General features: G+C 48.5%; 14 protein-coding genes. 12 read left to right on the forward strand and 2 right to left on the reverse strand.

The window, feature by feature from the left end; genetic code table 11:
- The first annotated feature begins 5 nt into the window (after window positions 1–5).
- A complete protein-coding gene (locus AB0A83_RS04235) occupies window positions 6–1,226 on the forward strand; it encodes an FAD-dependent monooxygenase (RefSeq protein ID WP_367156152.1) in 1,221 nt (406 codons plus the stop codon).
- Between the two features lie 137 nt (window positions 1,227–1,363).
- On the opposite strand, the gene glnD is transcribed toward AB0A83_RS04235, so the two are convergent.
- Together glnD and map are read right to left on the reverse strand one after the other, a co-directional pair.
- Entirely contained in the window at window positions 1,364–3,988 is a 2,625-nt protein-coding gene (gene glnD, locus AB0A83_RS04240; RefSeq protein ID WP_367156153.1) for a [protein-PII] uridylyltransferase, read from the reverse strand.
- Window positions 3,989–4,005: 17 nt separating this feature from the next.
- On the reverse strand, window positions 4,006–4,770 hold the full coding sequence (gene map, locus AB0A83_RS04245; RefSeq protein WP_150047026.1) for a type I methionyl aminopeptidase: 765 nt from the start codon (window positions 4,768–4,770) through the stop codon (window positions 4,006–4,008).
- A gap of 267 nt (window positions 4,771–5,037) precedes the next feature.
- On the opposite strand from map, the gene rpsB reads away from it, so the two are divergent.
- From rpsB to AB0A83_RS04300, 11 genes are all read left to right on the forward strand, one after another.
- The gene (gene rpsB, locus AB0A83_RS04250) at window positions 5,038–5,781 is read left to right on the forward strand and encodes a 30S ribosomal protein S2 (protein WP_150047028.1); all 744 of its coding nucleotides are present in this window, start codon (window positions 5,038–5,040) and stop codon (window positions 5,779–5,781) included.
- 120 nt (window positions 5,782–5,901) lie between these two features.
- Window positions 5,902–6,786, forward strand: coding sequence for a translation elongation factor Ts (tsf, locus tag AB0A83_RS04255; RefSeq protein WP_150047030.1), 885 nt, complete (start codon window positions 5,902–5,904; stop codon window positions 6,784–6,786).
- A gap of 88 nt (window positions 6,787–6,874) precedes the next feature.
- Complete coding sequence (gene pyrH / locus AB0A83_RS04260) at window positions 6,875–7,594, forward strand: UMP kinase (protein WP_150047032.1); 720 nt, start codon at window positions 6,875–6,877, stop codon at window positions 7,592–7,594.
- Window positions 7,595–7,604: 10 nt separating this feature from the next.
- Window positions 7,605–8,162: a ribosome recycling factor gene (frr, locus tag AB0A83_RS04265; protein WP_150047034.1), complete on the forward strand. Its 558-nt coding sequence runs from the start codon at window positions 7,605–7,607 to the stop codon at window positions 8,160–8,162.
- A 35-nt stretch (window positions 8,163–8,197) separates the two neighbouring features.
- On the forward strand, window positions 8,198–8,962 hold the full coding sequence (locus AB0A83_RS04270) for an isoprenyl transferase (protein ID WP_150047036.1): 765 nt from the start codon (window positions 8,198–8,200) through the stop codon (window positions 8,960–8,962).
- A 29-nt stretch (window positions 8,963–8,991) separates the two neighbouring features.
- Window positions 8,992–9,915, forward strand: coding sequence for a phosphatidate cytidylyltransferase (locus AB0A83_RS04275; protein ID WP_367155485.1), 924 nt, complete (start codon window positions 8,992–8,994; stop codon window positions 9,913–9,915).
- Window positions 9,912–11,096, forward strand: a complete 1,185-nt coding sequence (gene ispC / locus AB0A83_RS04280) for a 1-deoxy-D-xylulose-5-phosphate reductoisomerase (protein WP_367155486.1) — start codon at window positions 9,912–9,914, stop codon at window positions 11,094–11,096. The genes AB0A83_RS04275 and ispC overlap by 4 nt, the downstream gene beginning before the upstream one ends.
- Window positions 11,096–12,460: an RIP metalloprotease RseP gene (rseP, locus tag AB0A83_RS04285; RefSeq protein WP_150047042.1), complete on the forward strand. Its 1,365-nt coding sequence runs from the start codon at window positions 11,096–11,098 to the stop codon at window positions 12,458–12,460. The genes ispC and rseP overlap by 1 nt, the downstream gene beginning before the upstream one ends.
- Window positions 12,461–12,524: 64 nt before the next feature.
- Window positions 12,525–13,235 (forward strand): DsbC family protein, encoded by a 711-nt coding sequence (locus AB0A83_RS04290; RefSeq protein WP_150047044.1) that lies wholly within the window; start codon window positions 12,525–12,527, stop codon window positions 13,233–13,235.
- Window positions 13,236–13,744: 509 nt separating this feature from the next.
- Window positions 13,745–14,224 (forward strand): hypothetical protein, encoded by a 480-nt coding sequence (locus tag AB0A83_RS04295; protein WP_150047046.1) that lies wholly within the window; start codon window positions 13,745–13,747, stop codon window positions 14,222–14,224.
- A 30-nt stretch (window positions 14,225–14,254) separates the two neighbouring features.
- Window positions 14,255–14,707 carry a PAS domain-containing protein gene (locus AB0A83_RS04300; RefSeq protein WP_150047048.1) on the forward strand — a complete coding sequence of 151 codons (453 nt, stop codon included), beginning with the start codon at window positions 14,255–14,257 and terminating at the stop codon, window positions 14,705–14,707.

Consider the following 14,707-nt stretch of genomic DNA (forward strand, 5'->3'; position numbering starts at 1 on the left):
CTAATCTGCAACAAGAGTTCGATGTCATCGTGGTTGGCGGCGGAATGGTTGGTGCTGCGATTGCTTGCGGCCTGGGTGGCAGCGCTTTGAAGGTTGCCGTGATAGAAGCGCAAGCACCGGAGCCTTTTGCTCCCGAACAAGCGCACGATTTAAGGGTTTCGGCTTTAAGCATCGCATCCAGAAAAATTTTGGAATCCATCGGCGCCTGGGATGGCGTGGTTGCCAGAAGATACTGTCCGTTTCGACGCATGCGGGTTTGGGAAAGTAGCGGCGATACCACGTTCGATAGTGGCGATATCCGTTTTCCGGAATTAGGCTATATAGTCGAGAATCGAGTCACGCAATTAGCCTTGCTCGAGCGTCTTGCGGATTTTGAGAACGTAAGCGTGTTAATGCCGCAGGCGATCGACAAAATTCTATATGACGGCTGTTCCGCTCGGGTGCAATTAACCGACGGTGCCGAGTTGCATGCGCGTTTATTGGTGGCGGCCGACGGCGGACATTCCAAAGTTCGGCAGGCGGTCGGTTTAGGCGTCACCAGCTGGGATTACAATCAGCACGCCTTGGTGTTGTATGTGGAAACGGATTATCCGCAACAAGACATCACTTGGCAGCGCTTTGTGCCTAGTGGGCCTCAGGCTTTTCTGCCGCTGACCGGGCATTTCGCCTCGTTGGTTTGGTATCACTCGCCGGATGAAGTGCGTCGTTTGAAAGCCTTGCCGTTCGACGCATTGCAACAGGAGTTGGTTGCCGCGTTTCCCGAGTGTCTGGGTACTATCAAGCGCATCGTTGCGGTTGGCAGTTTTCCGTTACGGCGCCAGCATGCGCAGCAGTATGTCAAGCAGGGGGTGGCGTTAGCCGGCGATGCGGCGCATATGATAAACCCGTTAGCCGGGCAAGGCGTCAATATCGGCCTGTTGGACGCCGCAGCTTTGGCCGAAGTGTTGGTCGATGCGGCGCATGCCGGGCGGGACATTGCGGATGTCACGGTGTTAAGGCGTTACGAAGCCATGCGACGCAAGGAAAATCTCAAAATGATGACGGTCATGGACGTGTTTTATCAGTCGTTCAGCAACGACATCATGCCGATCAAATTAATCAGAAATATAGGATTGGGGCTGGCGCAACGTTTATCCCCGGTGCGGAAAAAAGTGATGAAGGCGGCGATGGGCTTGGAGGGTCAGTTGCCCAAGCTGGCGCGCGGCGAATCTTTAAACTTGAGATAGGGCGGTTTCCGGCCTCAATATACTCGGCTGATCGGTTTTTTTGTTCGGCTGCTGTTGCAAAGAGCAAAAATCCGGTGCTATTCGGGTATATTAATTCTTGGCAAGCGCCTCAAGCCGCTATGAGCCGGTTGTTGTGTTTATTTGCCGGATACGTATCGAGATAAAGTGTTGACGATACGTTGTCTGAAGTCCGGGTCGGTTATCGGTTGGGCGTTTTGGTCGGTAATGTAAAACATATCCTCAGCGCGGCTGCCTATGGTAGTGATTTTGGCGTCGTGCAATTGAATTCCCAGTTCGTTGAACGCGTGCCCTACCGAGGACAATAAGCCTGCTCTGTCGGTGGTTACCAATTCTATGCTGCTCAAGCGCTTGGGCGTGTCTTCCAAAAAGGTAATACGTGTTTGAATCGGGAAATGCTTGGCCTGACGGGATTGTTTGTGAAAATTTTTAGAGGTTTTGACTTGTTTTTCGCGCAAGCATTGTCTTAATGCGTCGCAGATGTGGATTTCGCGATGCAAATCGATAATCGCTTCTCCCGACTGTTCCAATACCTGAAAGCTATTCAGTACATAATCGTCGTCGGAGGTAATGATACGCGCATCCAAGATGGTTAGGCCCAGATAGTCTAGGGTCGCTGTACAGATGGTGAAGATTTGCTCCTGGTTTTGGGTATAGACGAATACTTCGGCGCTGCCGCGCTGGGTTTGCGGTCGTAATAGTACTAAAGGCAAATCGTGTTCGGCGCTTGCGGCAATCGCAATGGTATGCCAAGCGATTTCGTCCGCCGAATAACGCATGAAATAATCTTCGCTCAAGTGCTGCCACGAATGTTCTATGGTGTCTTGTTTTAACCCGAGTTGGCGCAAAATGGCTGTGGCTTCCGTTTGATTTTCTTTGATGCATTCGGAACGGGCCAAGGGGTTGTGTAAGCCGCGGTGTAGTGCTCTATGAGTGGCGACGTACAGGTCTTTCAGCAGCGCGTCTTTCCAGTTGTTCCAAAGGCTGGGATTGGTGGCACGGATGTCGGCGACGGTCAGTAGATAGAGATAATTGAGGTATTCGATGCTGCCGACCTGCAATGCGAATTGGTGTATCACGTCCGGATCGCTGATGTCTTTGCGTTGCGCGGTCATAGACATCAGCAAGTGATTACGCACCAGCCAAGTGATCAATTTCGTGTCGTGCTGGGTTAAGTCGTGTTGCTGGCAAAACTGGCTGGCGATAGTTTCGCCGAGCATGGAATGGTCGCCGCCGCGGCCTTTGGCGATATCGTGAAACAGTGCGGCGACGTATAGTACTTCCGGTTTGGGGACCAGCATGAAGATGTTGTTGCAAAACGGTAGTTCCTTGCTGTGCTTATCCAGTGCAAAGCGGCGCAAATTCCGGATGACGAACAACGTGTGTTCGTCGACGGTATAAATATGGAATAAGTCGTACTGCATGCGCGCGACGATGTTGGCGAAATCCGGCATGTAGGCGGCCAGCACGCCGTATCGGTTCATGCGTTTAAGCTGGTGGGTAATGCCGCGCGGTTGCCGGAGTATTTCCACGAACAGCCGATTGGCGGTTTTGTTCTGTCTAAACTGCGCGTCTATCAGTGGCAGATGTTTGCGAATCAAGCGAATGGTGCCGGCCCTGATGCCTTTTAACGAAGGCGCTTGCTGCAACAACAAAAAAATTTCCAAAAGGGCGAGCGGCTCTTTCTCGAATACGTCTTCGTGGCTGGCTTCCAGGTAGCCGGCAATGGCCGAAAAATTTGCGGTAATCGGTATTGGAATTAGGGTTTCAGAATTGTTGATCAGGCGTTCGTTCAATAACTGCAGCAGCATCTCGTTCAAGCATTCAATTTCCGCCACCGTCTTAAAAAAGAACTGCATGAAGGCTTCGACGTCCGGTTGCTGTTCGTGATCGGCGAATCCGAATAGTTTGGCCAGCTCGCGCTGATAATCGAATAGCAGCCTGTCCTCGCAACGGTTAGTGACGGTGTGCAGGGCGAAGCGCAGTCGCCATAAATTGTCGCGCGCGGCGATTAAGCTGTCGTATTCCGATTTCGGCAAAAAGCCGTATTTGATCAGTTCGTGCAATGAATCGGCGTTGTAATGATGTTTGAACACCCAGCCTATAACTTGTATATCCCGTAAGCCGCCGGGACCTTCTTTGATATTCGGTTCGAGGTTGTAAGCCGTATCGTGGTATTTGCCATGCCTTTGTTCTTGTTCTTCCATTTTGGCCAGGAAAAACCGCTCCGACGACCACAGTTGGCTGGCGATGACTTGTTTTTTCAGGGCTCTGAACAAGGATTGGTCGCCGGTGATCAGGCGCATTTCCAGCAGGCTGGTGAAGATGGTTTGATCCTGGCTGGCTAAAGCGGTGCATTCGAATACGAAGCAAGTGCCGAGGCCGGGTTTCAAGCCGATGTCCCAGAGGAAGTTGCTGAATGCCGACAGCCGCTCCTGGACATTTTCGGAAAAATTTTGGTCCAGTAAGATCAAAAGATCAATGTCCGAATAGGGGAATAATTCGCGCCTGCCATACCCGCCGGTTGCGACAATGGCTTGTTTGTTAGCCTCGTCGCCGAGAAAATGTTGCCAGCATGTGCTCAGCAAGTCGTCGATGAATTGGGCTTTTTCAGCAAGCAGGAGGTGCGGTGATGCGGTCGGGTCGAAGCGCTGCTTTAGTTGAGCGTTGGCTTGTTGTATGGCTTGTTTGTAAGCCGAAATCGGCGCGTGTTCTGAAAAGTAATCAGAAAAATTGAACGTCAATCGGCTTGGGGATACGTTCAAAATTCTTCCCGCCGCAAGGTCAGAATTTCGTATCCGCTTTCCGTCACCAGAATAGTATGTTCCCATTGGGCGGAAAGGCTGCGGTCTTTGGTTACCGCGGTCCAGCCGTCCGGCAGAATTTTCATGTGGCGTTTACCGATGTTGATCATGGGTTCTATGGTGAAAATCATACCCGGTAACATCATAGCGCCCTCGCCGAGTGTGCCGAAATGCATGACATGGGGTTCCTCGTGAAATTGTTTTCCGATGCCGTGCCCGCAAAACTCTCGAACGACAGAGTAGCGATTGCTTTCGGCGTAGGTTTGGATGGCATGTCCGATGTCGCCGAAATGCGCGCCGGGTCTGACTTGTTCTATACCCAGAAATAGGCATTCGCGCGTGATGTTGACCAAGCGTTTGGCATGCGGGCTGGTGTCGCCTATGCAAAACATCTTGCTGGTATCGCCGTGATAGCCGTCTTTGATAACGGTAATGTCGATGTTGACAATGTCGCCGCTTTTTAATTTTTTGTCGCTGGGAATGCCGTGGCAAATTTGGTGATTGATCGAGGTGCAAATCGATTTCGGATAACCTCGGTAGTTTAACGGAGCGGGAATTGCCTGTTGTTCGTTGACAATGTAATCGTGGCAGATACGGTCAAGTTCTTCAGTGGTGACACCTGCTGTGACGTGAGCTTCTATCATTTCGAGTACTTCGGCAGCTAACCTGCCTGCAATGCGCATTTTTTCGATTTCGTCCGGGGTTTTTATTGGGATGCTCATGGTGAGGCGGTGCGCTCAAAAAAGATGTATAGATTGACTGGCCGGACTAGCGGCATGGCGCTGTGTGCGGCTTGTTATGCCGCCCAGTCTACCAGACTTGGTATTGTTGTAAAATCACAATCATGGTATAAAGCCAAGTTCACTATGTTTAATACTCACGCTCGTCGACACGTCTGATAGGGTGCCGGTCATTTTTATGACGGTCATCAGGCGGGGCGGTGCGGAGGCGTAACCCATGCCGTAAACGGCAATTTTTAGGAGAAATCAATGGCAGCAGTGTCAATGCGTCAAATGTTGGAAGCAGGCGTTCACTTCGGGCACCAAACCCGGTATTGGAATCCGAAAATGGCATCCTTCTTGTTCGGTGCCCGCAATAAGATTCATATCATCGATCTGGAACAAACGCTTCCTATGTTTAACGATGCAATGAATTATCTTGGTCAAATGACCGCCAACAAAGGCACGATTCTGTTTGTAGGCACCAAAAAAGCCGCTCGCAAGGCGGTGGCCGAAGAGGCGAGACGCTGCGGCATGCCTTACGTGAATCACCGCTGGTTGGGTGGTATGCTAACCAACTTCAAAACCATCAAAAAGTCTATCAATCGTTTGAAAGAATTGGAAGCGATGAAGGCGGATGGTAGCTTGTATCAAAAATTCAGTAAAAAAGAAGCTTTGGGAATGGAACGTGAATTGGAGAAACTCGAGCGTAGCTTGGGCGGCATAAAAGACATGCGCGGTATTCCCGATGCGATTTTCGTGCTGGATGTCGGTTATGAAAAAAATGCCGTCATGGAAGCGAAAAAATTAGGCGTGCCGGTTGTAGGCGTCGTTGACTCAAATAATTCCCCGGAAAACATCGACTATGTTATTCCCGGTAACGACGACTCGATCCGCGCAGTCACTTTGTATTGCCAAAGCGCCGCTGCGGCGGTTTTGGAAGCTAAAGCGTTGCGTATGGATGCGGGCAGTAAGTCTGACGAGTTCGTCGAGGAAGTTGTCTCCGAATCGTAACATTCGCTGCCCGGCATTAGCTAACGCTGACAGCGACGGCGTTAGCTTTTGCTATCAACTTGATTTAAACGCCTCCATTGTGAGGCGTTTTTTTAGTTAACGAATTTGAGGAAATAGAGAATGAGTATTAGTGCGGCGATGGTGAAGGAACTGCGTGAGCGAACCGGTTCCGGCATGATGGAATGTAAAAAAGCCTTGGTGGAAGCCAATGGTGACATGGAATTGGCTATCGAGAATATGCGTAAAGCCGGCCTTGCCAAAGCGGATAAAAAGTCCGGTCGGATTGCGGCAGAGGGCATCATCGGTGTAAAAGTCTCCGACGACAACAAAACCGTGGTCATGGTCGACGTGAACTGCGAGACCGATTTTGTGGCTAAAGGCGAGGATTTCACCGGCTTTGTGAACGATGTTGCCGGTGCTTTACTAGCGGCTGAGGTGGAAAACGACGAGCAATTGCAAGCTTTAACCCTGGCGAGCGGCCAGAGCGTTGACGATACCCGCCGTGCGTTGATTGCTAAATTGGGCGAAAATATTACGGTAAGACGCTTTCAAAAATTTGCCACCGCTAGCGGTGGTCAAGCATGCTATCTACACGGTACCAAAATCGGTGTAATCGTTGAGCTAGCAAAAGGCGATGCCGAATTAGGCAAAGATGTTGCGATGCACATTGCGGCCAGTAAACCTATGTGTGTCTCGGCGGATCAAGTTGCGCCTGAATCCATTGAAAAGGAAAAAGAAATTTTCTTGGCGCAACAAGAAGAAAAAATCAAAGGTAAACCAGCGGATATCGTCGAAAAAATGGTTTCCGGCCGCATCAATAAATTTTTGGCGGAAGTGACCTTGCAAGGCCAAGCTTTCATTAAAGACGATAGCAAAACGGTTGCTCAGCTGTTGAAAGAAAAAGGCAATGACGTGGTACGCTTTGCCCGTTTTGAAGTCGGTGAAGGCATAGAGAAAAAAGAAGAGAACTTCGCCGAGGAAGTGATGGCGCAAGTCAGAGGTTAATGCCTCGGAAAGACAAACCCGGTTCTTACCGGGTTTTTTCTGTATCAAAAGATTGCCTAAATCACGCTAGAGGATTAGCCGGTTGAATATGAGCCAGATTATTTGTCAAAGAATTTTACTTAAATTAAGTGGCGAAGCGTTGATGAGCGAAAAGGGTGGCAGTATTGATCCCGATATCGTTCAACGTTTGGCTCAAGAAGTTAAAGAATTGTGTGATGCGGGTGTGCAGGTTGGCCTGGTCATCGGCGGAGGAAATATTTTACGAGGCGCTGAAAAGGCTTCGGATGGTTTAAACCGGGTTACCAGCGATCAAATGGGGATGTTGGCGACGGTGATTAATGCTTTGGCGATGCAGGATGCGCTGGAATATCTCGGGCAACCCGTCCGCGTGATGACGGCGTTGAAGATTAATCAGGTTTGCGAAGACTATATTCGGCGGCGAGCGGTACGGCATTTGGAAAAAGGCCGGGTGACAATATTTGCCGCCGGTACCGGCAATCCTTTTTTTACCACCGATACCGCGGCGAGTTTGCGTGCGATTGAGATCGACGCCGAGTTGATGATTAAAGCGACTAAAGTGAAAGGCGTATATTCGGCCGATCCGAATAAAGAGCCTGATGCGGTGTTTTATTCGCGTTTGACTTACGACGAAGCGATCGATCAACGCTTAAACGTCATGGATACGACGGCGTTGGTATTATGTCGGGATAATAATCTGCCGATGCGGGTGATGAATGTTTTTGAACCTGGAGCAGTAATGCGTTTAATGCGCGGCGAAGATATAGGCTCCCTAATCGTGAGGAATTGAGGAAACAATAATGATCAGTGATATTCAGCAAGACGCCGCGGCGCGTATGGCGAAAAGTATTGAAGCGTTGCAAAAAGCATTCAGTAAAATTCGTACCGGGCGCGCTCACCCGAGTTTATTGGATCAAATCAGCGTCAGTTATTACGGTTCCGAATCCCCGCTTTCTCAGGTTGCTAATATCTCTGTTGAGGACGCCAGAACATTAAAAGTAGTGCCGTGGGAAAAAGGCATGGTGCAGGCGATAGAAAAGGCGATTATGTCCTCCGGTTTGGGTTTAAATCCGGCTACGCAGGGAACGGTCATTCGCATACCTTTACCGGCATTGACCGAAGAGCGTCGGCGGGATTTAGTCAAAATAGTCAAAGCCGAAGCGGAACAAGGCCGGGTTTCGATTCGCAACATCCGTCGCGATGCCAATGCGGCCATTAAAGATGCATTGAAAGACAAGCTGGTTTCCGAGGACGATGCGCGTCAGGGTGAAGATAAGATTCAAAAATTGACCGACCAATACATCAAAGAGGTAGAGAAGCATCTGGAAGAGAAAGAAGCCGATCTGCTGTCTATTTAACATACGAATTAGCTGCAGACCTTTGGAATTCCGATATGGCTCGCGATCTTGGCGGCAAAATAATCGTTAACGGCGAAAAACCTAAGCATATTGCCATTATCATGGATGGCAACGGACGCTGGGCGCAAAAGCGCATGATGCCGAGGATCATGGGACACCATGCCGGCGTTAAAGCCGTGCGAAAAGTGGTTGAATATTGCGCGAAGGAAGAAATTCAAGTGTTGTCGCTGTTTGCGTTTAGTAGCGAAAACTGGCGCAGACCGAAAGAGGAAGTCAGCCTGCTGATGGAGTTATTCATGAGCACGTTGCAATCCGAGGTGGATAAGCTGGATAAAAACAATATCCGGCTACGGATAATCGGTGACAAATCGGTATTTCCGGAAAGTTTGCAAAATAAAATATACGCGGCCGAGCGTCAAACCGCCGAAAATAGCGGACTGACCTTGGTGATAGCCGCTAATTACGGCGGACGTTGGGACGTTACCCAAGCGCTGCGGACCATTGTTGCCAAGATCGGCGCAGGGGAAATCGCCGAGCACGAGGTTAGCGAGCAAGTGATCAGCCAACATTTAACCACGGTCGATTTGCCCGACCCCGATCTTTTCATTCGTTCTGGCGGCGAGGAACGGGTCAGTAACTTCCTGTTATGGCAACTCGCTTATACGGAACTGTTTTTTACCGACGTATTATGGCCCGATTTCGATCAAGAAATGATGCAAAAAGCGGTCGACAGTTTTAAAAGCCGGCAACGGCGCTTTGGGCATACCGGAGAGCAAGTCGTCGATAAACGCGTTTTATAACCAATAACTACAACTATAAATTTACGATTATGTTACACCACCGCATTCTTACCGCCTGCATATTGGCCGCAGTCGTTGTTTTGGCCGTATTTCAATTGGAAGCGATTTACTTTTCGTTATTTGTAGCTTTGATTACGCTGGCCGGCGCATGGGAATGGTTGGCCTTGAGCGGCGTGGAAAAGTTGAGGCAGAGGCTGATATTTTTGGCTGCGTTAATTTTTCCGATGTTGGGAGTAACCTATTGGACTCTCTTTTTAGAGCTGCTGGGGGAGGCGATGGAGTGGCCGGAAGTGAAAGAATACTCCGATGCGCTCGAATGGTTCGTTGTCGTACCGGTATTGTTCTGGATTACAGCCATGGTACTGATTCGCCAAGCGGCGCCGCAGCTGTTGAAGGCGGAGTTTAAACCACGGCTGGAATTCTTTGTCGGATGGTTGATATTACTCTCTGCCTGGATGTTCCTAAGCAAGTTGCGGGCTTATTACGGTTCCAGCATGGTGCTGTATTTTTTGGTTTTAATCAGCGCCGCCGACATCTCGGCCTTTTTCGCAGGGAAAAAATGGGGCAAGGATAAGTTGGCACCTGAAATTAGTCCCGGAAAGACTGTGCAAGGCATGTACGGAGCTTTAACCTCGGCGATGGTTTGCGGAATCGGATTTTATGTATTCGGCAAATTGTTATTCGGAGATTCGGGCGAAAATCAAGACGATTCTTTGTGGTTTTTGAACGAATTGGTCTTAATCGACGTCATCATTCTGTCAGTGCTAACCGTGCTAATATCCATATACGGCGATTTATTTTTCAGTTTAATGAAAAGGCGTAAAGGCGTGAAAGATAGCGGCAATCTGTTGCCCGGACACGGCGGAGTATTGGATAGAGTCGACAGCATTATTGCTGCCACCCCGTTCTTTTATGCGGGTATTTTATTAATCGGCCGGATATTCTACTCATGAAAGGAATCTGCATATTGGGGGCAACGGGTTCGATAGGCGTCAGCACCTTAGACGTTGTCGGCAGGCATCCCGACTTATACAAAGTCGTTGCGTTGACGGCCAACGGCAATATCGATGGGTTGTTTCAACAATGTATGCAGCATCGTCCCGAATATGCCGTCGTGGTGGATGAAGCCAAGGCCGCCGATTTTTGCGAAAAAATTGCGGCGTCGCCAATAGCCGATATGTCCGTATTGTCGGGTCCTCGGGCATTGGAACAGGTCGCGACCTTGGCTAACGTCGATACCGTGATGGCGGCAATCGTCGGAGCGGCGGGTTTGTTGCCTACTCTTGCGGCTGCCAAAGCGGGTAAAACGGTATTGTTGGCGAATAAAGAAGCCTTGGTGATGTCCGGGCAAATATTCATGCAGGCCGTTAGTGCCTCGGGTGCAACCTTGTTGCCTATAGACAGCGAGCACAACGCTATTTTTCAGTGTATGCCGGCAAATTACGTTGCAGGTCATCGCGCCAAACAGGCCAGACGGATTTTGCTGACGGCGTCGGGCGGGCCGTTTAGAAAAACCCCCTTGGAGGCATTGCCCGATGTGACTCCTGAACAAGCGGTGGCCCATCCCAAATGGGACATGGGGAGAAAGATTTCCGTCGATTCGGCTACCATGATGAATAAGGGGCTGGAATTAATCGAGGCCTGTTTGTTGTTCGACATGGAGCCTGACGACATTCAAGTGGTCATACATCCGCAAAGTATCATTCATTCGATGGTAGATTACGTGGACGGCTCCGTGCTTGCGCAAATGGGTAATCCCGACATGCGGACGCCGATTGCCCACGCCATGGCATGGCCGGAGCGTTTCGACTCCGGCGTTGCTCCTTTGAATATTTTCGAGGTAGCGCATATGGATTTCGAACAGCCGGATTTACAGCGTTTTCCATGCTTGAAATTGGCATATGAAGCGATAAAAGTAGGAGGGATTATGCCAACCGTATTAAATGCGGCCAATGAAATCGCGGTCGACGCGTTTTTATCGGAGAAGGTTAGGTTTACCGATATAGCGCTGATTATCGAACAAAGTATGGCCCGGTTTGCACCTGAATCGGCCGATACCTTGGACTTGGTGTTGGCCGCCGACCGGAAGGCCCGCGATGTAGCCGAACAAGTGATCCAGGCGCTGTCCGCTTAATGGATACTTTGCATACCCTGTTTTACTTCAGCGTGGCAATCGCAGTGCTCGTGGCTTTTCACGAGTTCGGGCATTATTGGGTCGCGCGGCTAGCGGGTGTCAAAGTCCTTAGATTTTCGATCGGATTCGGGAAGAAATTGTGGGCGTATCAAAAAACGCCCGAGCAAACCGAATTCGTATTGTCCGCCGTACCTCTAGGTGGTTATGTCAAGATGGTTGATGAACGCGAAGGCGAGGTTAAACCGGAAGACTTGCCCTATGCATTCAACCGTCAATCAGTCGGTGTCCGCACGGCGATAGTGATGGCCGGTCCTTTGGCGAATTTACTGTTGGCGGTCACTTTGTTTTGGTTGGTATTGATTATCGGCGAAACCGGTCTAAAGCCGGTGGTAGGAAATATCAGCCCTGACAGTTTGGCGTACGAGGCCGGTTTTGAAGTCGGCGATGAAATTATCGCCGTCAACCAAAAAAGCACTCCGACCTGGAGTTTGGCATTCGATGAATTGTTTTCCTTAGCGATAGACGGCGCTCAAGATATTGTTGTAGACGTAAAAGCCGGCGACGGCAGTCAGAAGTTTAGGGTATTGAAATTCGCTTCCGCCGATTTGGTGAGTCCGGACGTATTAAATAGCCGTCTGGGTTTGCAGCCTTGGATGCCCAAGATAAAGCCGATTATCGGAAAACTATTGGACGGGGGCGTGGCGAAGCAGGTAGGCTTGCAAGTCGGTGATCTTATCGTTAGTGCCGATAACCGTCCCATAGCCGATTGGCAACAATGGGTAGAGTACGTTCAAGCTAGACCTGATAAGGAAATTACCGTTCTGCTTGAGCGGAACGATGTACAAACTTCGTTACAACTGACGCCGATTCGAGAAGAGCCCGAAGACGGTAAAGTCGTGGGAAAAATTGGCGCCGGTCCTTTAATTCCCGATAACCTGATGCAGGATTTACAGGTGGAATACTCGATGTCGCCGCTGGCTGCTGTGCCGGTTGCGTTGAATAAAACCTGGTTTTATTCGGTTAGTACGTTAAAAATGATAGGCAAAATGTTTATCGGCGCCGCCTCTGTCGAGAACTTGAGCGGGCCTATTAGCATAGCGCAGTATGCCGGCCAATCTGCTGAAGTGGGGTTTACTGCCTTTTTAAAGTTTCTCGCATTGGTTAGCGTCAGTTTGGGCGTATTGAACTTATTGCCCGTACCCGTTCTGGATGGCGGCCATTTGCTGTTTTATTTCATTGAGTTTATCAAAGGCAGTCCTGTACCGGATAAGATGCAATGGTATTTTCAGCAAATCGGTATGTTTTTGCTGATGTCCTTGATGACCTTGGCGCTATTTTTAGACCTGGACCGTTTATTTCAGTAGATCTGAACGAACGCAACGCCGCCTTGTCTGCCCATTATCTTCCAAAACCTAATTGGTTCATCTTATGAAAAAATTGATGCGCGTTTTGACTACGATGTCAGCGTTAGTTGCTTTAACGACCGGATATACCGATGAGTTAGCCATTAAAAAGACTTTAGGCGAGTTTGTTCCCGGAGCTCGTATAGACTCGATTGCCCCGATGGAGATTAAAAGTCTGTACGAAGTGATTGCCGACGGCAACATTTTTTATGTTTCTGAGGATGGTCGTTATTTACTGCAAGGCCAAGTGTTCGATTCGGTCGAAAAGAAAAATATTACCGAAGATAAAATGGCAGGCGTAAGAAAACAGGCGTTAGATAAGGTTGGCGAGCAAAACATGATTGTCTTCAAGCCTGATGCTAACAAACACATAGTGTCTGTTTTCACGGATATCGATTGCGGTTATTGCCGTAAACTGCATTCGGAGATCGATCAATATCTCGCACAGGGCATCACCGTGCGTTATTTGTTTTTCCCTCGAGCCGGCAAAGGTTCGGACTCTTACGCAAAAGCTGTTGCTGTTTGGTGTTCTGCAGACAAACAAAAAGCTCTGACTTCGGCCAAAAAGGGCGAAACCGTGCAAGCCAAGTCCTGCGATAATCCGATAGACCGGCATATGCAATTGGGCGAGGCATTCGGTATGAGCGGAACGCCGATGATTGTGACGGAAAAAGGCAATGTTTTGCCGGGTTATGTTCCCGCGGAAAAGCTGGCCAAAATTCTTAATGCCGAATAGTTTACGGGCATGTATGTTTTGCTAAAACTGACGTCCTAAAAAACCTGTCTGCCGAAACACAATCAGGTCCTATTCCGCTATCCCATCTACGCTTTCTTTTTTATTAGCTAGTGCGAATGTCTGAGGGCATTCGCTTTCCATTCTATAAATCGGACCGACATAAGCGCTGTCCGGATTAGTGCGGCCTGCATAATCCGAAATCTATTCAGTCTTGCTATTTCTACTTTGAAGCATGCCCATCCTTAGAACAGAAGTCGTGTTCGGGCCCCATTGTTTTTCCGAATTCGCTCGGTATCATCCTGTTTGCTCCTAATGCGTTAATCTTATAGGAGACGTAAAATCCGTTATTTTGGTAAATGTTAAGATCACTCATACTGGGTTTGCGTCTAAAGTTAGTCAAGCTCAAGATGGTTTGATTGAACGATGACAACGCTTTTGTGTCGGATCTAAACAATTGAGATATGAGCGACCGGATTTAATTGACGGGTTTTACTGAATCAGGAGAGAAAATGCGAATTAAGTTGCCTTTCGAAATGAATATTCCAATCGCGGGAGAAGCGAGCGTCGAAATTGATAAAACCATGAGAGAAGTATTTTATTTCATAGGTGAGCGATTTTTCGATAATTATCCTAAATGGGCGCAGGAAGTTATTGGTTTCGAGGCTCTTGATGGTGTTGAAGCCAGAGTCGGGGCAAAAGCCAAGCAACTACGGCAGGAGCCCGATGGAACATTCGAATCGATATTCGAAATCATTGAATATCAACCTTATGCCACAGTAGTGTTTCAAGGCATTCGAGATCCCTATAAACACCACTATCAATTGCAGGGACAAGAAACCGAAAAACCAACCAAACTGACGTTTCGCTTCGAACTTTTGGAGCTGGACGTATTTATGCGGCCCTTCGAAAAATTGATACGCTATGCGATCGAAGAAGGGGCGGAAAATACTGTAGAAAATATAAAAAACCTAATCGCGGCTGAGTGCTGATATAAAACCTATTTATTCGGAGTTGTCAATATGGAGTTTGTAGTTCATAAAGATACGGGATTGATTCCACAAGTGTTGGCCGCCATCCTGGATGAATGCGTCAATGGCGTTACGTTAGCTGATCCTGATCTGGAAGATGCACCAATTGTTTACGCTAATAAAGCGTTTGAAAAATTAACAGGTTATAGTCGAGAAGATATTGTAGGTAAAAATTGCCGATTTTTACAGGGTAACGATAGAGATCAAGAAGCTAGGTTTATAATTGCCGAGGCGATTAAAAATCGAGAAACCGTAGAAGTAACTCTGAGAAATTATAAAAAAGATGGAACTTTATTTCACAATAGATTGAAAATAGTTCCTTTGTTTGATAAAAAACAAAGAGTTATTTATTTTTTGGGTGTGCAGCACGATATTACGGTACAAGTAAATAATACTAATGAATTATTAGAGCTAAACGGCATTATTAATGCTTTAAAAAAATAA

It is taken from the genome of Methylomonas sp. HYX-M1 (genome assembly GCF_040741385.1).
GTDB classification, from domain to species: domain Bacteria; phylum Pseudomonadota; class Gammaproteobacteria; order Methylococcales; family Methylomonadaceae; genus Methylomonas; species Methylomonas rhizoryzae.